We start from the raw sequence: 21659 nt of genomic DNA on the forward strand, positions 1-21659 counted from the left end.
AATGAGTGAACGCACGCAGACCGAAATCGACTGGGACGGACTACTCGAAGAGTGGGACGACGAGGTAGAGCGAATCAGCAGCGCAGAGTCTCGCCTCGAACGAACCTGGTTCTTCATCAAGGACCTCTCGAGTCATCGGCTCTCGATTGTCGGCGGAGCGTTACTGTTTGGTGTCGCCATCGTCGCCATCTTCGCGCCCCAGATCGCCCCGTATAGCCCGACAGCAATCTCTGCGACTTCGGTTCGAGCGGCACCGTCGATAGCGCATCCGATGGGGACCGACAGCTTAGGGCGAGACATCCTCTCACGCGTCATCTTCGGCACCCGAATCGCGCTGATGATCGCCGTCACCTCGATGGGTATCGCTTTCGTGATTGGCTCGCTTCTCGGTGCGCTCGCTGGATACTACGGCGGGTGGGTCGACGCAGTCGTCCGGACGGCAATCGATACGACGTGGGCGTTTCCGGCGATCATTATGGGCCTCGCACTGGCGTCGATTCTCGAACCGGACCTCACGACGGTGCTTGTCGCCATCGGCCTGGTGTTCTGGGGCGTCTTTGCCAGACTCGTCCGCGGCGAGGTGCTGTCCCTCCGGGAACTCGACTTCATTAAAGCCTCGGAGGCCATCGGATTGAGTGACACAAAGATCATCTTCAAACACCTCGTTCCGAACGCGATCATCCCCGCGTTCGTCGTCGTCACACTCCAGATGGGGAACGCTATCGCGGTCGCAGCGTCGCTGTCGTTCCTGGGGCTCGGCGTGCAGCCACCGACTCCCTCTTGGGGAATTATGCTGTCCACGGGCCGGCAGTTCATTACGTCGGCGTGGTGGATCTCGGTGTTCCCGGGACTGGCAATCGTGCTCGTGATTATGTCGTTCAATTTCCTCGGTGAGGGGCTCCGCGATACGATCGATCCGAAACTGGAGGACAAACGATGACACAGCCACTGCTCGAAATCAACGATCTACACACTAATTTCGACACCAACTCCGGGACCGTCAACGCGCTCCGCGGGGTGAATCTGACGATCAACGAAGGCGAACGAGTCGGACTGGTGGGCGAATCCGGGAGTGGAAAGTCAGTCACGGCGCAGTCGATTCTCCGACTGGTCGATTCGCCTGGTCGGATCGCCGACGGGTCGATCACCCTTAAGGGGCGAGACCTGCTGTCGCTTTCGGAATCCGGGATGCAGAACGTCCGCGGTCGCGACATCACGATGATTTTCCAGGATCCATCGACGTCACTGGACCCCGTCTACTCCATCCGAAGTCAGATGATCGAGGCGATCGGCCACAACCGTAATCTCGACGATGCGGAGGCGGAGTCAGTCGCCATCGAGTACCTCGAGCGAGTCGATATGCCGAATCCGAGGCGAATCCTGGATAGCTACCCCCACGAACTGTCAGGTGGAATGAAGCAACGAGTTTCTATCGCGATGGCATTAGGTTTTGATCCGGACCTGATTATTGCCGACGAACCTACTACTGCACTGGACGTCACGGTTCAAAAGAAGGTGATGGAGATCTTCAAAAACATCGTCGAAGAGGAAAACCTCTCAGTTCTCTGGATTACTCATAATCTTGGTGTCGTCGCGGAATTCTGTGACAAAATCGCGGTTATTTACGCGGGCGAAGTAATCGAATATGGGAGCGTCTACGACATCTTCGATCGTCCCGCGCACCCGTACACCCGGGAGTTGTTGCAGACGATTCCGAACATCGAGCGCGGGGACGAAGAGTTACGGGTGATCGAAGGGACTGTCCCGAATATGCGAGACCCGCCGAGTGGTTGTGCGTTCCACCCGCGGTGTCCCGACGCAGAGACGCGGTGTGAAACGACACGGCCCGAAAAAGTCGAGGGGCGGGATCACCAGGCCTCGTGTCTGGTGCACGACGCGGAGGATCAATGAGCGACTCCATCCACTCAAACGCGGCCGCGACGGAGAGCGAACCACTATTGAAAGCCAGGAACGTCAAGCAGCACTACCCGATCAAAGAGGGGATCCTCCGACGACAGACGGGGACGGTGCGCGCAGTCGACGGCGTCGACGTCGACATCCACTCCGGTGACACGCACGCCATCGTCGGTGAATCCGGATGCGGGAAAAGCACACTGCTGGAGACGCTTCTCGGACTCGAAGAGCCCACAGAAGGAACCATCTCATACGAGGGGACCCCGTTCAGCGAGCGAACGGGTAGCGAGAAGCGGGCGCTCAAAAGCGAGATCCAGATCGTCTTTCAGAATCCCGAGTCCTCGCTGGATCCGCGTAACACGATCGGACAGATCATCAGCGAACCGTTGCAGTTGCACACGGACGCGACGACTCGGCAGATCGACGCCCGGGTCGTCAGTCTCTTAGACGACGTCGGCCTCGGGCCGCGATACTACGGCCGCTATCCGCACGAACTCTCGGGTGGCCAGCAGCAACGGGTGGCAATCGCCCGGGCGATCAGTCTGAACCCGACGCTGCTCTTTCTGGACGAACCCACCAGCGCCCTCGACGTGAGCGTCCAGTCGAAGATCCTCACCCTGCTGGACGATATCAAAGACGAGTACGATCTGACGTACGTGATGGTCACTCACGACCTCTCCGTTGTCCGCCATTTCGCCACCGACGTCTTGGTGATGTACCTCGGCAACATCATCGAGAAGGCGTCCACGGACGCGCTGTTCACGGATCCGAAACACCCATACACGCAAGCGTTGATTTCCGCCGTCCCGGTGCCGGATCCGCATCACGCTACAGAGAACGACATAACCCTCCCCGGGACCGTTCCGGAACCGAGTGATCCGCCGTCCGGGTGTCGGTTCCATCCTCGGTGTCCGATTGCGACTGAGGAGTGCGCCGAAGTGCTCCCCGAATTTGAACCGCACGACGGACACGACGTGCGTTGCATCCGCGTCCCTGAGGCGGAGGACCTCGGCTCAGCCAGCGAAAGTGCAGCGGACGCAGACCAGGGCCGTCTCAGTTCCGAAGTATCACCGACCCCTCACGAGGAACCGAGACGGGAATGACCGCTGCCCTGGGTCGGTAAGAGAGTGTGTCGGGTCGGGTCCGCAGATTGCACTGACCCGAGTGGTGTGAAACGTATTCGATTTTACATAGGATACATACCGACAAAATTGCTATATACCGCCATATACGTCTATAGATTGGGATTCTTGTACTCCACCCGCCTGTACGAGAGTATGCCACGAGTCGTGCTTCTCAACTGTCCAATCTGTGAGGCCGTGCGAGCGGTGACGGGAACACGATGGGACCTCTCCGAGGACCAGCTGCGCTCGACTGCGAAGACGCATCTCCTCGATCACGAACTCAACGAGAGCAAGGCTGCAATCCACAAGTACCGGGTGATTGAAGAGGCGGTCGAACTTATACTTCCGAAAGATGACGTGGAAGAACTGCCCGAAGCAGCGTGGCGGTCGCCTACTGCAATGGGGCTTCCGGCCGAGGCCGTCTCCGACGAAGATGCAGGGGCGCAACTGCCCTGAGTATCAGGTGGGACGATTCCGACGGAGGATGGAGCCGGTCGTGATACCGTCGTCGAGTCTCGGTCCGATAGCCCGCGCTGGATCCCGAACGTATGGACGAGCGATCAGACAACCGCGTCCGAGACCGATTGCAGGAGCCATCGGAGACCGGATAACCCGGGTCTCATCCGAACTGTCGAATCATATAGATATATAATGAGCGAACGAGATCCCACGGCGGAGCGGTACTATCTCAACCGAGAACTCTCGGAACTCGCGTTCCAAGAACGCGTACTCCAGGAGGGAGTGGACGAGCGGAACCCACCGCTGGAGCGACTCCGGTTTCTGGCGTATTTCACCAAGAACACGGATGAGTTCTTTATGAAGCGAGTAGGCGGGCTCAAGCAGCAGATCAACGCTGACGTGAGCGAGACGACGCCCGACGGCCGGACGCCGAAAGAACAGTGGGACGAGGTACTCGATGCCGCGCGCCCACTGTTTCGCAAGCAGTCGGAGTACTGGGAAACGGTTCTCAAGCCGACGCTTGCGGCGGACGGAATCGAGATCTGCCTTCCTGAGGACCTCTCAAAAGGAAAACAAGACAGCCTGCGGACGTACTTCGAGGAGTCGATTCTCCCGACCCTGACGCCGCTCGCGTTCGACCCCGCACACCCGTTCCCGTTCATCTCGAACCTCTCGCTGTCGCTTGCGGTGCTCTCGTCCAACGCGGCCGGTGAGTCGACGTTCACGCGGATCAAAATCCCGCCGAACCAACCTAGACTGATCGAAGTGCCCGGAGAGAGCGATCAGCACGTGCTGATCGAAGACCTCATCGAACGCAATCTCGATCTCTTGCTCCCTGATCTCGACGTCCATGACGTGTCGAAGTTCAAAGTGACCCGGAACGCCGAGGTGCGCCGGGACGAGGAAGTTGCGGAGGATCTCATCGATATGGTCGAGGAGGTCCTCGAACAGCGCCGCTTCGCGACCGTGGTGCGGTTAGAGGTCGATGCGGATATGCCCGAAGAATCGCTTTCGATTCTCAAGAACCAACTCCATATGGACGACCGCGAGGTCTTCCACCGAGAGGGTCCGATCGACTTCGAGGACTTCTTCGAACTGGTGGACGCCGATCGTCCGGACCTCAAACTGCCGTCGTGGACGCCCCAGCCACATCCTCGACTGGGAGCGACCAGAGGGGACACACAAGACGGCCAGGTGGACATCTTCGACGAGATCCGTCACGGCGACATTCTCGTACACCATCCGTATCACTCGTTCGAGGGAACTGTGCAGCGGTTCCTCGATGCGGCGGCGAACGACCCAAGCGTTCTGGCAGTGAAGGCAGCCATCTACCGGACCGCCAGCGACTCGAAGGTCATCCAGAGTCTCATCGACGCGGCAGCCAACGACAAGCAGGTGGCCGTGATGGTGGAACTCAAGGCTCGGTTCGACGAAGAAAACAATCTCGAGTGGGTTCGGCAACTGGAAGAAGAGGGCATTCACGTCGCGTACGGAACTGTCGGCCTGAAGACACACACGAAAACAGCGCTCGTCGTTCGGCAGGAGGCCGACGGCGTCAAACTCTACTCGCACGTCGGGACGGGGAACTATCACTCCGAGACTGCGAAGGGCTATTCGGATCTGGGACTGCTGACGGTCAACCGCGACATCGGCCTCGATCTCACGAAGGTGTTCAATTTCTTCACCGGCCCGACGCTCGACGACCGGTTTCGGAAACTCCTCATCGCTCCGGTGACGATGCGGGAGCGGTTCACCAAGATGATTCGACGCGAGGCCGCACACGCCCGTGCTGGCCGACCGGCCCGGATCGTGGTAAAGATCAACGGACTCGAAGACCCGGCGATGGTCGAGGAACTCTACCGCGCCTCGATGGTCGGGGTCGAAATCGATCTCATCGTCCGAGACATCTGTCGGCTTCGGCCCGGGATCGACGGACTGAGTGAGAACATCAGCGTGCACTCGATTGTCGGGCGATTCCTCGAACACGCCCGGATATTCTACTTCGAAAACGCGGGCACCCCCGAGTGGTACATCGGGTCCGCCGATTGGATGACCCGAAACCTCGACAACAGGGTAGAGGCCGTGACGCCCATCGAGGACGTCGAACTGCGTGAGCAACTCCGGTTCATTCTCGAAGTGTCGCTCACGGACAATCGCCGTCGGTGGGTGATGCAGTCCGACGGAAGTTATCAACAGCGGATCCCAGACGGAGAACCGATGCGGGATACCCAGGAGATACTGATGGACGCAACGGAAGCCGCCTGCGACCGCGGCCACGGACCGGGGATGGTCGTCGACACGGACCTCATCGAATCGGATCTACTTATCGAGCCGCTGACAGACTCTGAGAGGGACTCCCGCTCCGAGGCGGATACCGAAATCAAGACACCCCCCGGGGCTGGCGTGCCCGTCGGCCCGGAGACTGAAACGGGGGTTGACGGGCGCTCCGACCTCGAAGACGGGATCGAGTTCGACGGACGCTCGGAATCTGAGGCCGAAAACGCCCCTGACGAACCCTCCGAACCTGAGGCCGAGACCGGGGCCAACGTGGACCCCGATGGCGGGGATCACAGCGACAGTCGACCGCACTCGGATGGAGGGGGCCAGTCCGTCTTCGATAGACACTCCGAGCACTGGTATCAGCCCGATAGTGACACGTACGACTGGGCGGTCCGGACGATTGAGGGCGACCGTCGGTACTTCAAAACGCGGGACGGTGCCAGACGTCGGCTCCGGTCCGAGTACGAGTGAGGCGGGAGGTGTCCAGCACCTGAGTCAGCCACACAGACCATACCGGTTGTTTTCGAGGGGTGTACTGACCAGAACCACGGGCGCTGTGCTGCAGTCCGTGCGGTCGTCAGAACGATGCCGCCGCATAATCGTTTTAATCAGTGAAAGAGCAGCGCGCCAGGGAAGTGAGTCACTTTTCAGGCGATCTTCGATCGAGACCGCTCGAGTGAATATCAGCTACGCGTCACTTGTCGTCGGCAGTGACGACAGTCGGGAGGGGACGCTCAGGTGTTGGAACGCAAACGTCACGACCACCAAAGACCCAACAAAGGCCATCATCACCCCGAGCACGGGGGCAACCATACCGAGGATTCCAGCCAATCCGAGGTCAAACGTACCCAATAGCACTGGATAGAGCGTCTGGGAGTTCATCGTGATTTCGTGTAGATGTGCCATCAGGAAAAAGTCCAGCAAGGCTCAAACGATGACTATACATACTCCCAGACGGCGCTGACCGAGTTGGGATCACCTCCAGGGGCATCTCGACGACTGGACCGATCCAGTGTCACAAAGAATTTCAATGTACGCTACATAGTACTGCGATCACAGTGAATTCGTATGGAGTACACGATACAGCCGACTGAACCTGTCTCCAAGGAGATAACGCGGATCGCCGACGGGAAAGTCGAGACGGCGATCGGTCATATCGACGGCGATATGGACCCCCACGAGACCGTCCACGAGGTTCGGAAGCGGTGTAAAGAGGTTCGCGCTGCACTCCGTCTCGTTCGACCCGTCTTGCCGACGTACTCCGAGGAGAACGCCCAGTATCGGGACGCTGCGAGACGAGTGTCAGACGTGCGAGATGCCCAGGCGATGATCGAAACGTTCGACGACCACGTGAAATCGGCAGTCGAAGCCGAGGACGCACTCGACGAGACCACACTCACCGAGATCAGAGAGGCGCTTCTGACCCGTCGGGATACGATAGCGGTCGAAGCGGAACTGGAAACGCTGTTGACGAGGGTTCGAGCTGACCTCGTCGAAGGGCGATCGCGAATCGAGAACCTCCCGATCGCGACCGACGGATACGACGCCGTGGCCGGCGGTCTCCGCAAGTCGTACAAGCGCGGTCGGAATCGGATGGCCGAAGCGTACGAAGATCCGACCTTCGAGCGGTTTCACGAGTGGCGAAAGCGGATCAAATACCACCGGTATCACTCCCGGCTCCTACGCCGTGTCTGGGTCGAACCGATGAAAGAGCGCCGAGAACAGTTGAAAAGGCTCTCGGACGTCATCGGTGACGAGAACGATCTCGCGGAGTTCGCGATGGCGATGCACGACGAGGAACTGTTCGACCAAGAGATCCGAGAAACGCTAGATCCGATACTCCGCGGACGACGGTCGGAACTACATCGACGAGGGCGACCCCTCGGTGAGCGGATATTTGCCGAACCTCCTGACCGACTGGTCGACCGGATCGGCGCATACTGGACGGCGACGCGGGAATACGACCCGAACCCGTAATGCAGTCGTCCCTCCCGTCGATTTCACTCCGAGATTGCGTATCCCCGAGGGCCGGGACAACGCCACCTGAGGTGCTCTGTCAGGGATCCTGACTGTCGTAGGAATGCACCATTCTACAACTGCCTTTGGCTACTGTTTCAAGTGACGACAGCGTCGGCAACGTCTCTCGGTCGGACCGTATCCTGTTTCGAGGCATCCCGAGGGTCGGTGCAATGGTCGTTTGTGGCTTCCGGCCACTTAACCCGCCAGTGCAACTGCATCCCGTATGGTCTGGTCACGCCGACCGTGGCTCGTTGGGCGAGAACGCGTATGGTATCGGCGGGTCCTCTGGCCCATAGTCGCAGTCTTCGTCCTTCTGCTTACCTTCGCTGCGTACGCCACCGGGTTGTTTACCGTCTCCGGCGGAATCGTCTGGATTCCAGGAGACGCCGCACTCGTCGGCTTCACCGTCGCTGCCCTCGTCGGGTACGACGACGGCGGATTGATCTCTGCTTGGTTCGTCTCCGTTGCCGCCCTCCTCGGCTATCGAGCGGATTACGCGTTCACTGGACTCTCCTATCGGACGCGGTTGGAGCAAGCGGCCTACTTCTTCCAACTCGAAGGGCTGTTGATCTTCGTGGTGGAAGCCCTCGTCATCGGGTCGCTCGCATTTCTCCTCGGTGCGGCAGTCCGGAGAGCAACTTCCCGATAGCGTTCACTGTGACAGACGACTGCTGGATCGCTTTTCCAGCACCTGCGGATCCAGCGTATGAGAATATGACCAGGTCTGACCGACAATAGTTTCCCGAAGGTGCAATATTGGTTAGAGGTGTGTTCTCACACAGGACATCAGCTTGTAGGTTGCAGGCATCTATTGACGTTTCAATTGTGATTTTGCCACCGAATTACGTATAAAATTCTGGTACTTGTCCACTTCTACTCCGGTCGATTTATTATATTATCTTCGGTAATCAGAGTATGTTTGGACGGTTGAAAATCGACAGTCTGGATTTGCGGCCGAAACTCGTTATCGCATTTCTGTTCGTGGCTTGGTGTCGTCACTGGAGCGGTTGGGTACACGTCAGTTACCACCGTCGACGAGGAAGCCCATCTCATCGCAGCAGACAGCGGGAAAATGGGTTCGGCGACGCAGCTGACGATTGCCATCGAACGGCAACAACGGGCGATACAGGCCGCTCAACCCGGTGACGGAACGGCACGGCAGCAATTCGCTGACGCGAATGAACTACTCGAAGAACGGGTTACGACGCTCAGATCACAACACGAGCAGTACAACGCGCGTGGAGACTACTTCTTCGAGACGAGGGCGTCGGGCGACACGACACTCGCGAAGCAGAGAGTCGAAAACATAGCTCTATCGGGTCGGGGATACAGGCCAGTGCAATCGAGGAATCCGTACAAGCGGACGGAGAATCGCAGGCCGAGATCGCCGATAGGACAGCGCAGACAGCACAGATGGAGATTATCGGGCTCACCGCCGGTGCGTTCATTCTCGCCGTCGTGATCGGACTGTCCGTCGCAGGGCCTCTCACCACCTCCGTGATTCAACTATCGGAAGCGGCCATTGCGACCAGCAACGGGGATCTTGATCCGACATCGACGAACACGTGGACGTGACGAACTGGGGCGTATGATCGACGCGTTCACGCAGATGCAGGCGAATCTCAGGCGGACGTTCGACGGATTCGATACCGTCAGTACCAGTCTCAAAACGGGGGCTGCGACCGCGACATCGACGCGGACCAACCGGGACAGTATGGGGTTGTGCTGCAAAACGGCCGGCAGGGCGCTGACCAACTGACTGAGAGTTTTGAACAGATCAGCACCGCCAGTTCAGGTCGCAGTACTGGCGAGTTTGATATCCACGTGCAGACTAACTATCCCGGCCAGTACGGCGGGGTCCCTCTGAGCCTCGACGAGGGAATCGAGCGGAACGCTTACCGCCCCAGCGACTGCTGCTGAAGATATGCAGGCGGTTCCACAGACACCGGAGTTGACACGGCCGCCCGGTCTGACAGGACACCTCTGGATCCAGGAACTCCCCACGGGCGGGTGGCTCCGGTTTCAGGTGACGGCTGGCGGCGCACTTCAGTTTGGCACGCAGGCGGGGACGGCCACGACCGCCGCCGCGTTGCCACCGCCGTATCGCCGGGCCGCGCAGCACGTCTGCAGTGCGCTCGACCGCGAGGCGATGCGGACGGCGACCGACGATCCGGAGTCGATCACGTTCGTCGGGCGCGTCACGTGGAACGAGGGCATCGCATACCCGTGGCAGGAGGTTCCGGCGTTCCTCGGCACGGACGTCTGGACCGACGAGAGCGAGCAGTATCTGTCACCGGATATGGCGACGACTGCGTTCGATCGACTCGGACTCCCGACGCTTCCTGCGTTCGGTAAGGAGCAACCCGCTGCCCACACCGACATCAGCCAGTATACGGACGGCGAGGAGTTCCCTCAGTCAATCTGGCGCGACGGCCGGGCGGTCGGTGCGCTCATTCGCGATAAGAGTGGGAACCGTGCCCAGGCGTGGCGTGGCGATGTGAGCGAAGCGGGATCAGCACACGATGACCCGGCAGCCGAAGCACTCGCAGCACAGTACGCAACGGAAACCCGCCTCGCCGACACGGTTGCTCGTCTGGAGGGCGCCGGAGACACCCTCTCGGTCGAGACGGTTCGTGATCAGGTCGTCGCCGACATCGCCCGAGAACACTACCCCGCGTTGTACCACGACGGCGACCCCGTAGTGTCGATGCGCGCATTCGAGTCTGCGATCGCCGAGACGGTCCAACGATACCTCGCAGGCGAGATATGACCCGTCGGTCGAGAGATAGCGGTGGTCTCACTTGTCGGTCTATTCTTCGATAATTCGCCGCTGTGCGTCTTCGATTTTGACGAAGTGACAGAGCGGATTCCCTGGGTAGACGACGGGGTTTTCCAGGACGCCGACGACGAGACCGGTAAACGGGGCTTCGACGACGGTGGCGTCCGATTTGAACGGGTTCGTAATCCGGCAGATTTGCTCGTCCTCGTGAACCAGATCACCCCGTTCGTGGTGCATCTCGACGATACCACCGGCGTCGGCGCGGAGCCACGTCTTCTCACTCCAGCCTTCGATGATCGTCCGCCACCCCGGCCACCGGACGGTCTCCTGTTCGTAGATGCCGTATTCGGCGAAGACGCTTCGCACCCCACCGAGCGCGTGATCGATCAGCTCCCGTTCGAAGCGGTGTGCTTCCCCCATCTCTAAGGTGACCGTGGGAATCTCGTCCGTGGTGGCCTCCCGGCGTAGCATTCCCGGCGATCCCTCGCCAGACATAATCAGATTCGTTCCGAAGGCGCGAGCGAGTCGAGCGGCCCCCTCGTCGTCCATATCTGCGCGGACGTGGAACATATTCGTCCGCCCACGCGTCGAGGTGTGAAAATCGAGGCCGAAATCACAGGGTTCGATGAAGTTCCGATAGATCCGATAGGCGATCCGGTTCGAACTCGTGCTGTCTGGCTTCCCCGGGAACGCCCGATTCAGATCGCGCTCGTAGATCGGGAGATACCGCTCCTGCGCGACGAACCCCTGAACGTTCAGGACGGGGAGACACACGAGTGTGCCACAGACCTCCGAGTGGTCCCACTCCTGTGCGACCTGGCGCACGACTTCGATTCCGTTGAGTTCATCGCCGTGAATGGCCGCCGAGAGAAATGCGGTCGGCCCCGGACGGGGTCCGTTGATAATCGTGACCGGGATCCGAATCGGATCGCCGAGATAGGTCTCGCTCACCGTGTAGCGAAACTCTTCGGTTTCACCCGGTGCAACGTGGCCGCCGTCGAACGTGAACGGCGCTGGCTGGTCTGCGCTCATCTGTCCGTACGTGTGGAGGCCCGCGTCTTAAATTGGGAGAGCCGTTGTGACTGTGTTACACACTCGCATATAGAATAAGCACCCCGATGTCGGACATCAACCGGAGCGACGCCAATGACTACTTCGTTCAATTCGCCCGGCACGGAGCATCCAGCGAACGCAACACGGTCCCCGAACGTCGATAGGACGCGGACTGCTACCGAGACACAACGGGTCGGTGTGTTGAGTACCCACAACAGCAAAGAGACCAAAGCCATCCTGAACGCGATTCGGGTGCTGGGGCACGAACCCGTGTGGGTCCGCGACGAGAACGTCAGTTCCTGGATCGAAGACGGGAGCGTCCACCTCTCGCCACGGGTTGACGCCCTCGTGAATCGATTGCTGCTGACGAAGAGTGACCACCAACTCGAGGACCTCCAACTCGCTGCGCTCTACGAGGAGACGACGCCAGTTATCAACCGCTCGCAGGCCGTCGCGAACACCCTCCACAAGTATCGAGCGGGAGCCAAACTCGCCGCGGCGGACCTCCCGGTGCCGGACGCCTTCTTCGGACGGTCACCGCGAACGTTCGAGGCGTGGCCGGACCACCTTCCTGACGCCGCCGCACATAAACACACTATCGGCACCAACGGCCAGGGGATGTCAGTCGTCTCGCCGGACGAACCCGTGAGTCCGTCGACCGACGACGAACAGACGTTCGTTCAGGAGTTTCTGGAAAGCTCCAAGGAGCGCCCATCGGACGTTCGGGTGTACGTCGTCGACGGAGAGGTCGTCGGCGCGATGCGACGCCGCGCTCCCGAAGACGACTGGCGGACCAACGTCGCTCTCGGCGGCGACACCGAGGGAGTGACTGACGAACTCGGTCGGCGCCCCCGTCGTCTCGCCAGAGAGGCGACGAGGACACTGGAGTTGGATCTGGCCGGAGTCGATCTGATGCCCATCGACGACAAGTGGTACATCCTCGAAGTGAACGCCACGGCCGGGTTCAAAGGACTGTTCGCTGCGACTGGGGTCTCGGTCGCTCCCCACATCGCCAGTCTGGCTATCAGGCGGGCGGACGGCGGCGTCGAGGACGCACACGTCGCTGCGATGGAATCTACGCTGGACGATTCCGTCCCGGATTGCAAGCCGCCGCTCGTCCGGGAGGACGGAGACGGCGGCGTCCTCGGTTACACCACCAGAATACGGCTCAGCGGTCGAAACGGGGCCGACGAGGCGGTCGCGAAGTCGGACACGGGAGCCAAGCGAACCTGCATCGACACCGAACTTGCCGGTCGGATCGGTGCCGGTCCGCTCGTCGGGACGACCGACGTCCAGTCGGGAACAGGTGGCGAGACGGAGACGCGGCCGCTCGTCGACGTCGACCTCTGTCTGAACGGCCATTGGCGGACAGTCAGAGCCAGCATCACGGACCGATCTACGATGACCTATCCGGTTCTGCTCGGCCGGGACGTTCTCGAGTCGTACACGCTGGACATCAGCCGAACTGTCGAAGAATAACCATCGAATAACGATGCTCTCCACAGCCCGCTGTCGAGTCACTGAACACTCACCGGCAGCAAGTGGGGGTGTCCACGGCTGGAGAGAGTCACTAGCACTATCGTCGGTTTCGTCGTGGGAGTGCTTCTCCGTGGTTGTATGTCGGTGACGAGACGAACCGTCCTCGAACGACTCGCTGCGATGACCGACGCGGTACAGAGAGAGACGGCGAGCATTGACGCCCTCGTAGCGGAACTCGATGCCGACAGGAACAGTGTCGAATCCCATCTGGTCGGGCTGGCTGAGTGCGAACTCGCGCGGATCGATCCTGATGACACCGCTCGCGTCACGATCACGGGTGAGGAACTGTTGGCGCTCGACCCTGAGGGAGTCCTCGTCGTCGACTCCGTTACTGCGGTCACGGAGTATGAGCGCGCTGAAATTTATGACGGACCCGAGTGAATAAGCCAGATATGGAGTTGAATAGGTGATGGCGAAAAACGAGGCGAATCAGACCGCAGAGAATCCAGATGAGATTCAGTACGATCCGACCTCGAGTCGATACGACGTGTACGAGTGCCCTGACTGCGACAATGTCGTCCTCGCGCTCGGTCGCGACGAGCCTCCGATGTCCTGTCACAGTCGGCCGATGGAGCGAGTGACAGACCTCGAGATGAGCGTGAAGCCCCCGGAGGTCAAGCAGGTACTCCTCCAGGCGTTCGGGCTTCCAAAGGCGGGTCTCGATATCTGTCTGTGCGTTATCGGAGAGGGGCCCCTCTCGGCGAGCGAAGTCGCCGAGTCGCTGGGGTACGATCGGAGCACGGTCACGCGGTATCTCAACGAACTCGTCGACCTAGGCCTGCTCAAACGGTCCGAACTGAATCGCGAAGGCGGAGGCGTCGTCAACGTGTATCACTCCGTCGACCTCGAGCGGATGCGGCGCGAGACGCTGATCGGGTTCTACGTGTGGGCCGGGGAGGCGGCCTCGCTCATTGAGGAGGCGAACCTAACGAAACAGGACTACCTCGACGAGAACCCCGAGCAGGATCTGACGGACGTGTTTTGGGAGTCGTTCCGGGACGACTCGTAGTCACACGCTGTCGCAGAGTTCTACCGGGGGACGCCGCCGCTTCTGCGTGCCCGGGTCGGGGACTTCGGCGACCGGGTTCAGCGTTCGCAGCGTTTGTGAGTACACTGCACGAACACGGCAGGGCTTTTTGATAATTTACCGTTATATCACCGTATGGACGAACCTCCGACAGCGTTCGACGTACCGAGCGACAAGGACGCAATCGTGAGTACCCCTTCCGGGCAGAGTCAACACATTCTGGTGACGGCGAACCGGTATGCCGACAACCCCCGGTCGGATCATCAGGGCGCGATTGTCGAAGAGACCTCGGCGTTTCGGTCAGACGTCGAGTTGTTTTACGACCTGCATACGCTGGTCTGGGACGCAGAGGCGGGCGAAACACACGACGTCCGCAACGACGCCGTCGAAAGCGCCCTCGACTGGACGACCCCAGCGGTCCCCGAGTTGCAATTGGAGAACGCGTTCGAGTTCGGTGACGGAACAAAAGGCCGTCTCGACCAGCGTCTCCTCGCAAGTTCCAATCAGTGTTCGGTGCTGATGCAGAATCGGGCGACGTTCGACTCGCCGCACGAGCGAACCCTCTACACCGTGGTCAATCTCGGCATCAAGGGCCACAGTCACGAGGACCCGAACGCCGTACAGGCCGCACACGTCGTACACGACGATGGCGACGACATCCTCGTCGCAACCGACGGGACGCGACACGTCGCCTTTATGCAGGCACGAGGTGACAGCCGGCGGTTCGATGGCCACCGGATCGGACACACCGGGCAGGCCGCCGGCCCTGACCGAAGCGCGTGGGCGGACATCTACGAGGAGAACGACGGTCAGATCTCCGACACCCGGACGGGGACGGGCGACCTCGACGCCGGCTTCGGACTCTACGTCGGGGGCGAAACGAGCGTCGAGTGGCTCACCGCCGTCGGATTCGCTGATGAAGGTGAGGCGAAGGCGATCGAACACGCACGCCAAGCGCTTACAACCGGGTACGAGGCGGAACGCGAGTCATTCGAGCGCGCCTGGAACGAGTGGCACGACGACGACAGGGCTGCCCCGGCGGTCGACGAGGGGGTCAACGACCTCTACGAGCGGTCGCTGACGAGTCTAAAGTGCGCTGAGGACCGCTGCCGGGCGATGATCGCCGGCGCGTTCAAGCCGACAGATATGACGTACAAGTTCATCTGGCCGCGCGATCAGGTGATCATCATCCAGGCACTGGCCGCCGTCGGGTCTCTCGTGGAGGCCCGACAGGCACTCGACTGGCTCGAACAGGTTCAGATCACCGACGATTCGCCTGTGCGGGACGACCGAGGGATCGACCGCCGCGGAACCTGGTGGCAGAACTACTACACGACCGGCGAATCGCACTGGCAGGCGTTGCAACTCGATCAGGTCGGCGGGCCGATTTACGCTCACTGGCTGGTCTGGCAGGAGTCGGACGATGAATCGCTCGAGGCGCGGTACGAAATGAGCAAACGGGCCGCAGAGTTCCTACTCGAGTGGGATAACGGGCACGGCTTCCCGCGAAAGCACCAGGACCCGTGGGAGGAGGTGTGGGGGTACACCACCGAAGGGACCGCCGCGGCAATCGCCGGGTTGCGTTGTATGGGCGAGTTGGCTTCGGCGGCCGGTGACGACTCCTTCGCCGCGAGATGTCGCGAGCGGGCAGGCGTCTGGACGGAGAGTCTCGAAACCTACTGTTACCGGGAAGACACTCCGTACGGCGACCACTACGTCACGGCGGCCGAACCGGAGTACGGAGAGCCGTCACCGGACGAGCGACCCGACGCGGCCGCGTTTATGACCTTCTGGCCCTGGAACGTCCTCGATGCCGACGACGACGGACTCCGCGCCACCGTCGAACTCGCTGACGACCCGGTCTGGCGAGCCACCGATACCCCGTGTCTCGGTCGCTATCCAGGAGATGATTACACGCCGACTGGGACTGCAACGGACGGCGGATGGCCACTCTGTGAGGCGTACGCGGACGTCGTCCGCTGGCAGTCAGGCGTCGATTCCGACGCCGTCGCCGAGTACATAACCGACCACGCCCACGAGTGGACGACGTCGGCGGGACTGCTTCCCGAGCGTGTCGCCGGCGACGGGACCGTCGCGTGGAACTCGAACCTGCAGTGGAGTCAGGCGATGTACGTTCTGCTGGTCGAAAGCCACCGCCGCGGCGAACCGTACGGGATGGCGCCTGGCGAGTAGTCCTCACATTCGCACTCTCACTTGCGGCCAGGACCGAACGCCGCCGCGCCAGCAAGCAAGATGACGTTTCGAGGGTTCGGATTCCGGGGCCAGTGAACACTCTCCGTTCGCTCGTGCAACCGGATCGAACTGCCGGGGGGGTTTCTTTGATCACAATGCCGTCGGAGATAGTATGGCCGACTTCGAGGCCCTTGTGATCGGCGGTGGAACGGGTAACAACGTGGCCGCAGCAGCGGCCGATGCCGGATTGGAGACGGCACTGATCGAACCGGGACCACTCGGCGGGACCTGTCTCAATCGCGGCTGTAATCCGTCGAAGATGCTCATCCAGGCGGCCAACGCGGTCCACCACGTCAGGAGTGCAGGGCAGTTTCACGTGGATGCGACCCTGGAGGGCGTCGATCACACCGCCGTCGTCGAGGAGATGGACGACTTGCTCGGTGGTCTGGCAGAACAGAAAGCCGATCACTTCCGGGAGAAGGACAATCTCTCGCTGTTCACGGAACGAACGGAGTTCGTCGGCGAGCGGACAGTCGAACTCGACGGGGAGACTGTCACCGCCGAGAAGGTGGTCATCGCTGCAGGGAGTCGACCGATCGTGCCGCCGATCGACGGCCTCGATAACGTGGACTACCTCACGAGTCAGGACGCGCTGTACCTCCGTGAAACCCCTGAGAGCCTCGTGATTCTCGGCGGCGGCTACATCGCCGTCGAGCTGGGATATTTCTTCGACGCGATGGGGACGGACGTGACGATCGTCGAGATGATGGACTCGCTGATCCCCCGCGAGGACGAGGCAGTCGCCGAGGCATTCACCGACATCGCGGCCGACCGTCACGACGTCTACACCGGCCACCGAGTGACTGCCGTCGAAGCGGCTGATGAGGGCTACGCCGTCCACGCTGAAACCGAAGCCGGCGGGGAGGCGACCGTCGAGGGGACTGAGGTGCTGGTCGCTCTGGGACGTCGTCCCAATAGCGACACGCTCGGTCTTCAAGCGGCCGGCGTCGACGTCGACGATCAGGGGTTTATCGAGACCGACGAGTACTTGGAAACCACCGCAGAGAACGTCTGGGCCCAGGGCGACATCGCAGGCAACGCGCTTTTCAAACATTCCGGTGATTACGAGACGCGCCACACGGTCGCGAATGTCGTCCGGGGCGAGGAGCGGGCCGTAGATCTCTCGGCAATGCCTCACACGATATTCACCGAGCCACAGGTCGCGGGCGTCGGCGCGACCGAGGGCGATCTCGAAGAGGCGGGGACGGAGTACGTCGTCGGTCGAGCCCGTTTTTCCGATTCGGCGATGGGTCGAGCGAAGAAACTCGACCGGGGGTTCGTGAAGGTGCTCGCCAGTCCCAGCGGGGAGGTTCTTGGCACCCACATCCTCGGGTACGAGGCTTCGATGCTCCTACACGAGGCCGTGCTCGCAGTGCGGACCGGCGCAACCGTCGCGGACGTGGCCGACACGATTCACGCCCATCCGACGCTGAACAGAGTTGTCGAGGCCGCGTTCCAAGATGTCTCTCAGTGAACCGTCGACTCAATCCTGGAAGACGCCTCGCGTGGCCATAGACAGTGAGCGCGGCATCGGGACGTGTACACACGCGGTGAAAGCGACTGTTGCGTCCCATAGCGACAGCGATGTGGGTGTCTTCGCCCCCCGCTTCCGGGCGTGGCCGGAACGAGACACAGGTAACTACCGTATCAATGCTGAAGAAACCAGTTCGTGAACGACTGGACGCCCTCTCACAGCGCCGACGGAACCTCCTGTCCGCAGCCAACGATCTGTTCTCTCAGGAGTTCTCGTACTCGACGGGATACGCCGCGACGGTGTTGAACGGCTGTCTGTTCGCGCCGTCACTCCTGACGTTCTGGTTCGTCAACGGCCTCATCGACTTCTCGACGGCTATCACTATCGGTGCAGTCGCCACCCCCGCCGGATTGCAGATTCGATTGCTCGCGTACGTCCTCTTGGTGCCGACGTTCTTTCTCCTGCGGATCGCGCTTCACGTGCTCCATCCGGAACATCGACGCCGTATCCTCTCGGGGTCGTGTCCGAATGCCCGGCTGTTGAGCCTCGATTGGTTCAGTATGGGAATTCTCGCGACTGGTCTGCCTCTGGCGCTGCAGGATTTCGGCCCGTGGCTGGGGATGAACGGCGCGTTGCTGCTGGGGCTCTTCGTATTGCCACGACCCCTGTCCGTTCGCCGGGCACGGGCCACCAAACTCGTCGCTATCGTCTCCGCCACCGCGCTATTTCTCTATGCCAAGTACGGGTCGGCAGTGACGGTCCTTCCACCGCCACAGACGGTGATCGGACCGATCGCCACGCTCAGCATCGGGGATGCGACCACCGAATGGCTGCTCGGCATAGTCAACAGTTTCCGCTTCGGCCCACTGCTCGTGGGGCTGTTCGGGATGGGGATGAATCATATCTTGACGCGTCCGGAACTCACGGAACTCCCGCTCCTCCATCACACGCTCCCCGAACGCGATCCGGACGCCGTCGTCTTTACGAGTGCCGCCCTGGGGACCGCATTCTATCTCGTGGTCGTCGCGGCCGCCACGGGGACAATGTGACGCTGTGAAGGGGAGACGAGTTCGGCTACGAAGTCAGTCGAACCTGGGAGGGATCGATCCAACACCGTCCGACGGTCGCCCCGAATCCGACTGTGTAGCGAAGGCGGCATCCATCCCGAATCCGTCGCCGCTGGGGAATCCTACGCGAGTAGTTCACTCGCCAGCACGACGAGCCCGACGACTCCGAAGACGACGCCGAGCGCCGGTTCCATACGCTCGCTGGGAACGTGTTTGCCGACGCGCGTGCCAATCGTCCCGCCGAGCAGAACGCCGGGGATCGACCATCCGACGACGTACCACACAGGTGTCGCCGCGAGTGCGTGGACGGCGGCACCCGCGATAGCGGCCACCGCGAGTACGAACACGCTCGTCGCGACTGCGACTCGCGGTGGAAGTCGACAGCGGACGATCAACTGCGTGGTCGTCACTTCCGGAAGGCCCGCACTGATGAGTCCGGTGATGAATCCGCCGGCGGTGGCTAACCCGACGCCGGGGAGACGCCAACACGTGTCGAAGGTGAAGGTCTCTCCATCGGTAGTCTCGATAGTGGTCACTCCGCGACCGGTGTTTTTGCCTTCGAGAAACTCCCCTTCGCGCTCGCCCGGAACGCACTCCTCGGGGGGGTCGTGATACAACAGAAACCCGCCGAGGCCGAGGAGTCCGACGCCGAAACTGAGTTTGAGTAGCCTCGTGGGCACGTGATGAGCGGCGAACGCGCCGATAACGACTGCCGGGGCCGCCCCGAGAAGGAGCCACTTCGCGGTCGAGTAGTCCACGACGCGCTGCCGGACGTAATTCAGCACCCCGTTGCCCATCCCGAACACTTCGGTCAGGAGCCCAGCGCCGATGGCCTGCGACGGGGAGAGACCGACGATCAGCATAAAGAACGGGCTGAAAAACAGCGCCCCCGACACGCCGGAGGCGAGTGCGACGAGTGAGAACAGTACCGACGCGGGAAACACCCACCAGTGGGCGAGGAACTGAGCCATCGGAAATCCGGCAAGAGGAAAGACCGACTGCAGCATGAATTGACCGGGAGTCAGTTCTGTCGCCACAGGCATCGAGATGACAACGAACAGGCTCACTGCGGAAACGAGGCTCCCAAAGACGACGGATCGGGATCGGACCATTGTACTGTATCGTATAAATTATCTTATATGTTTGCGGCGGTGGTGATCGGCGGACGATGCGGTTAGGCGAGGACACCCGCGCCGAGGAAGAGCCCCAGAACGAGGCCATAGAGGACGTGGGCAGTCCCGAACGTTCTCATAATCTCGCGGTCCGGCGCCATTCCGATGATCCTCCACATCCAGAACGCCATTCCGCCGATCATCAGGATGACGCCGTAGACGACCCCGAGACCCGCCGCGACGGCGACCGATTCGAGACGGGGTCCCACCGGCGGAACGCCGACTGCGAAGGCCGCCGCTGCGACGATACCGTACGTGAAGTACAGCAACGTCCCGGGCATCGCGTAGTCCTCGGGGTCGCCATCGGAGAACGTCGCAACGAGGCCTGCGGTCGGCGGCCCGCCGTCTCCCTGGACCATCATTACAATCGTCATCACGGCTGTTGCGACGAGACCACCCGCCAGGCCGGCGATAGCTGCTGCCATACGTCAATAGACGCAGGAGAGCCCGTAAACCGCGTCGCGCCCGTTGAACCGGACTGCACACTCGGGAAGCCGTAACTGTGGGCTACTCATACGAGTCGCGGGCTTTCGCGTCGCACGATTCCCGGCAGAATCACTACCGAGTTCCGACAGGCCACGCGATCGGGATCACGACCGCAGAATGGAGTATTCGGACCCCAATCCGCGAAGTTCAGAAATATGAATCCGCACGACGGTGTCCGACCAGACGTGAGTTATATTAGCGTTTGTAGGTCTTCGCTCACTGGATTGCGCGACTGTGTGCAATCAGTTGCAAACGCTACTATACCTGTGAGTCGACCGGCGCGACGGCATCGTCGTTCGCGATCCAACTGACGACGAACAGTTGCAGGGTCCGGATCGGAATCTGAGGCCGAGATGAGTTTTTAACCCCGTGTGGAACAGGAGGCCCCGCTCGTCGCGGTTTCCGGGTCTGTCATCACGCGATTGTTCCGCACGGAGGCGCTTTGCATCGACGCCGCTCCTCGTCGCAAACGTACTCCTGAGTGACGCAGTCGGCGGGGCGCTCACCGAAATCCGCTCAAGACGGTTGCCCCCTCGCAGTTCGTGTTCGAAAAGGCGTCGCCCGGTGCCGTCACTGACAGTCGAGGTGGCACTCGTAGGTGCGGCAGTACACCCAGTACTGCCCGTCGGCGGCGGGCGTGAACTCGGCGTACTCCACCGAGACCGAGGGGTCGTCCTCGGGGTCGAGCGTCTCGACGAAGCGCCACTCGCCGGTCGGCGACTGTGCCGTCACCCGACGTTCCCAGACGTGAATCGATTCCGCGCGGACGTTGATCGCGTACGAATCCGGAATCGCGTCTGTCCGCGGTGGTTCCGCACGTTGTTGATCCTCCAGCGACATATATGATTCTTCGGGAGTGAATCGGAAGGCGATGTGGCGGCCCCGCAACCCGGATACACGAGCGAGCGTGATTTATATCCTCCCCGGCGAAACCTTCCATACGACCAACTCCGCAGCGCTGTCTGCGGTGGCCGTGTGATCACCCGTGGCTCCGGACATCGATATCCAGACCG

General features: G+C 61.1%; 21 protein-coding genes. 16 read left to right on the forward strand and 5 right to left on the reverse strand.

The features are described from left to right. The first annotated feature begins 1 nt into the window (after position 1). The 5 genes from ABEI27_RS03695 (at position 2) to ppk1 (ending at position 6248) form a co-directional block, all read left to right on the forward strand. Positions 2-940: an ABC transporter permease gene (locus tag ABEI27_RS03695; protein ID WP_375798062.1), complete on the forward strand. Its 939-nt coding sequence runs from the start codon at positions 2-4 to the stop codon at positions 938-940. Continuing rightward, entirely contained in the window at positions 937-1911 is a 975-nt protein-coding gene (locus tag ABEI27_RS03700) for an ABC transporter ATP-binding protein (RefSeq protein WP_375798063.1), read from the forward strand. The genes ABEI27_RS03695 and ABEI27_RS03700 overlap by 4 nt, the downstream gene beginning before the upstream one ends. Further along, positions 1908-3017, forward strand: a complete 1110-nt coding sequence (locus ABEI27_RS03705; protein WP_375798064.1) for an ABC transporter ATP-binding protein — start codon at positions 1908-1910, stop codon at positions 3015-3017. Before ABEI27_RS03700 ends, ABEI27_RS03705 begins: the two co-directional genes overlap by 4 nt. Positions 3018-3191: 174 nt before the next feature. After that, positions 3192-3494 (forward strand): hypothetical protein, encoded by a 303-nt coding sequence (locus ABEI27_RS03710; RefSeq protein WP_375798065.1) that lies wholly within the window; start codon positions 3192-3194, stop codon positions 3492-3494. A 195-nt stretch (positions 3495-3689) separates the two neighbouring features. After that, the gene (gene ppk1 / locus ABEI27_RS03715; RefSeq protein WP_375798066.1) at positions 3690-6248 is read left to right on the forward strand and encodes a polyphosphate kinase 1; all 2559 of its coding nucleotides are present in this window, start codon (positions 3690-3692) and stop codon (positions 6246-6248) included. Between the two features lie 216 nt (positions 6249-6464). Here the strand turns inward: ppk1 and ABEI27_RS03720 are convergent, their stop codons facing one another. Further along, on the reverse strand, positions 6465-6683 hold the full coding sequence (locus ABEI27_RS03720) for a hypothetical protein (protein WP_375798067.1): 219 nt from the start codon (positions 6681-6683) through the stop codon (positions 6465-6467). Between the two features lie 162 nt (positions 6684-6845). Between ABEI27_RS03720 and ABEI27_RS03725 the strand changes: the two genes are divergently transcribed. The 5 genes from ABEI27_RS03725 to ABEI27_RS03745 all read left to right on the forward strand — a co-directional run bounded on the left by ABEI27_RS03725 (position 6846) and on the right by ABEI27_RS03745 (position 10566). Beyond that, positions 6846-7754 (forward strand): CHAD domain-containing protein, encoded by a 909-nt coding sequence (locus tag ABEI27_RS03725; RefSeq protein ID WP_375798068.1) that lies wholly within the window; start codon positions 6846-6848, stop codon positions 7752-7754. A gap of 265 nt (positions 7755-8019) precedes the next feature. Beyond that, complete coding sequence (locus tag ABEI27_RS03730; protein ID WP_375798069.1) at positions 8020-8445, forward strand: hypothetical protein; 426 nt, start codon at positions 8020-8022, stop codon at positions 8443-8445. A 764-nt stretch (positions 8446-9209) separates the two neighbouring features. Next, positions 9210-9371, forward strand: coding sequence for a hypothetical protein (locus ABEI27_RS03735; RefSeq protein WP_375798070.1), 162 nt, complete (start codon positions 9210-9212; stop codon positions 9369-9371). A gap of 13 nt (positions 9372-9384) precedes the next feature. Further along, on the forward strand, positions 9385-9555 hold the full coding sequence (locus tag ABEI27_RS03740) for a hypothetical protein (RefSeq protein ID WP_375798071.1): 171 nt from the start codon (positions 9385-9387) through the stop codon (positions 9553-9555). A 165-nt stretch (positions 9556-9720) separates the two neighbouring features. Continuing rightward, complete coding sequence (locus ABEI27_RS03745; RefSeq protein WP_375798072.1) at positions 9721-10566, forward strand: hypothetical protein; 846 nt, start codon at positions 9721-9723, stop codon at positions 10564-10566. Positions 10567-10605: 39 nt separating this feature from the next. Here the strand turns inward: ABEI27_RS03745 and ABEI27_RS03750 are convergent, their stop codons facing one another. After that, on the reverse strand, positions 10606-11607 hold the full coding sequence (locus ABEI27_RS03750; protein ID WP_375798073.1) for a succinylglutamate desuccinylase/aspartoacylase family protein: 1002 nt from the start codon (positions 11605-11607) through the stop codon (positions 10606-10608). A 114-nt stretch (positions 11608-11721) separates the two neighbouring features. Between ABEI27_RS03750 and ABEI27_RS03755 the strand changes: the two genes are divergently transcribed. The 6 genes from ABEI27_RS03755 to ABEI27_RS03780 all read left to right on the forward strand — a co-directional run bounded on the left by ABEI27_RS03755 (position 11722) and on the right by ABEI27_RS03780 (position 18970). Further along, positions 11722-13107 (forward strand): RimK/LysX family protein, encoded by a 1386-nt coding sequence (locus ABEI27_RS03755; RefSeq protein WP_375798074.1) that lies wholly within the window; start codon positions 11722-11724, stop codon positions 13105-13107. A gap of 144 nt (positions 13108-13251) precedes the next feature. Then, positions 13252-13548 (forward strand): hypothetical protein, encoded by a 297-nt coding sequence (locus ABEI27_RS03760; protein ID WP_375798075.1) that lies wholly within the window; start codon positions 13252-13254, stop codon positions 13546-13548. 28 nt (positions 13549-13576) lie between these two features. Next, on the forward strand, positions 13577-14176 hold the full coding sequence (locus ABEI27_RS03765; RefSeq protein WP_375798076.1) for a helix-turn-helix domain-containing protein: 600 nt from the start codon (positions 13577-13579) through the stop codon (positions 14174-14176). 153 nt (positions 14177-14329) lie between these two features. After that, positions 14330-16387 (forward strand): glycoside hydrolase family 15 protein, encoded by a 2058-nt coding sequence (locus ABEI27_RS03770; RefSeq protein WP_375798077.1) that lies wholly within the window; start codon positions 14330-14332, stop codon positions 16385-16387. A gap of 172 nt (positions 16388-16559) precedes the next feature. Continuing rightward, the gene (locus tag ABEI27_RS03775) at positions 16560-17921 is read left to right on the forward strand and encodes a dihydrolipoyl dehydrogenase family protein (protein WP_375798078.1); all 1362 of its coding nucleotides are present in this window, start codon (positions 16560-16562) and stop codon (positions 17919-17921) included. Positions 17922-18097: 176 nt separating this feature from the next. Next, complete coding sequence (locus ABEI27_RS03780) at positions 18098-18970, forward strand: hypothetical protein (protein WP_375798079.1); 873 nt, start codon at positions 18098-18100, stop codon at positions 18968-18970. Between the two features lie 140 nt (positions 18971-19110). Here the strand turns inward: ABEI27_RS03780 and ABEI27_RS03785 are convergent, their stop codons facing one another. From ABEI27_RS03785 to ABEI27_RS03795, 3 genes are all read right to left on the reverse strand, one after another. Then, complete coding sequence (locus ABEI27_RS03785) at positions 19111-19995, reverse strand: sulfite exporter TauE/SafE family protein (protein WP_375798108.1); 885 nt, start codon at positions 19993-19995, stop codon at positions 19111-19113. 167 nt (positions 19996-20162) lie between these two features. Beyond that, positions 20163-20585, reverse strand: coding sequence for a hypothetical protein (locus ABEI27_RS03790; protein WP_375798080.1), 423 nt, complete (start codon positions 20583-20585; stop codon positions 20163-20165). A 631-nt stretch (positions 20586-21216) separates the two neighbouring features. Continuing rightward, a complete protein-coding gene (locus ABEI27_RS03795) occupies positions 21217-21486 on the reverse strand; it encodes a hypothetical protein (protein WP_375798081.1) in 270 nt (89 codons plus the stop codon). Between the last annotated feature and the right edge of the window lie 173 nt (positions 21487-21659).

Source organism: Halobellus sp. (assembly GCF_042218505.1).
Taxonomy (GTDB): Archaea; Halobacteriota; Halobacteria; order Halobacteriales; family Haloferacaceae; genus Haloquadratum.

Excerpts from the sequence above, each read along its gene's own strand:
- ABEI27_RS03695 (WP_375798062.1), top strand. The coding sequence starts at position 2 with ATGAGTGAACGCACGCAGACCGAAATCGACTGGGACGGACTACTCGAA.
- ABEI27_RS03700 (WP_375798063.1), top strand. The coding sequence starts at position 937 with ATGACACAGCCACTGCTCGAAATCAACGATCTACACACTAATTTCGAC.
- ABEI27_RS03705 (WP_375798064.1), top strand. The coding sequence starts at position 1,908 with ATGAGCGACTCCATCCACTCAAACGCGGCCGCGACGGAGAGCGAACCA.
- ABEI27_RS03710 (WP_375798065.1), top strand. The coding sequence starts at position 3,192 with ATGCCACGAGTCGTGCTTCTCAACTGTCCAATCTGTGAGGCCGTGCGA.
- ppk1 (WP_375798066.1), top strand. The coding sequence starts at position 3,690 with ATGAGCGAACGAGATCCCACGGCGGAGCGGTACTATCTCAACCGAGAA.
- ABEI27_RS03720 (WP_375798067.1), bottom strand. The coding sequence starts at position 6,683 with ATGGCACATCTACACGAAATCACGATGAACTCCCAGACGCTCTATCCA.
- ABEI27_RS03725 (WP_375798068.1), top strand. The coding sequence starts at position 6,846 with ATGGAGTACACGATACAGCCGACTGAACCTGTCTCCAAGGAGATAACG.
- ABEI27_RS03730 (WP_375798069.1), top strand. The coding sequence starts at position 8,020 with ATGGTCTGGTCACGCCGACCGTGGCTCGTTGGGCGAGAACGCGTATGG.
- ABEI27_RS03735 (WP_375798070.1), top strand. The coding sequence starts at position 9,210 with ATGGAGATTATCGGGCTCACCGCCGGTGCGTTCATTCTCGCCGTCGTG.
- ABEI27_RS03740 (WP_375798071.1), top strand. The coding sequence starts at position 9,385 with ATGATCGACGCGTTCACGCAGATGCAGGCGAATCTCAGGCGGACGTTC.
- ABEI27_RS03745 (WP_375798072.1), top strand. The coding sequence starts at position 9,721 with ATGCAGGCGGTTCCACAGACACCGGAGTTGACACGGCCGCCCGGTCTG.
- ABEI27_RS03750 (WP_375798073.1), bottom strand. The coding sequence starts at position 11,607 with ATGAGCGCAGACCAGCCAGCGCCGTTCACGTTCGACGGCGGCCACGTT.
- ABEI27_RS03755 (WP_375798074.1), top strand. The coding sequence starts at position 11,722 with ATGACTACTTCGTTCAATTCGCCCGGCACGGAGCATCCAGCGAACGCA.
- ABEI27_RS03765 (WP_375798076.1), top strand. The coding sequence starts at position 13,577 with ATGGCGAAAAACGAGGCGAATCAGACCGCAGAGAATCCAGATGAGATT.
- ABEI27_RS03770 (WP_375798077.1), top strand. The coding sequence starts at position 14,330 with ATGGACGAACCTCCGACAGCGTTCGACGTACCGAGCGACAAGGACGCA.
- ABEI27_RS03775 (WP_375798078.1), top strand. The coding sequence starts at position 16,560 with ATGGCCGACTTCGAGGCCCTTGTGATCGGCGGTGGAACGGGTAACAAC.
- ABEI27_RS03780 (WP_375798079.1), top strand. The coding sequence starts at position 18,098 with ATGCTGAAGAAACCAGTTCGTGAACGACTGGACGCCCTCTCACAGCGC.
- ABEI27_RS03785 (WP_375798108.1), bottom strand. The coding sequence starts at position 19,995 with ATGCTGCAGTCGGTCTTTCCTCTTGCCGGATTTCCGATGGCTCAGTTC.
- ABEI27_RS03790 (WP_375798080.1), bottom strand. The coding sequence starts at position 20,585 with ATGGCAGCAGCTATCGCCGGCCTGGCGGGTGGTCTCGTCGCAACAGCC.
- ABEI27_RS03795 (WP_375798081.1), bottom strand. The coding sequence starts at position 21,486 with ATGTCGCTGGAGGATCAACAACGTGCGGAACCACCGCGGACAGACGCG.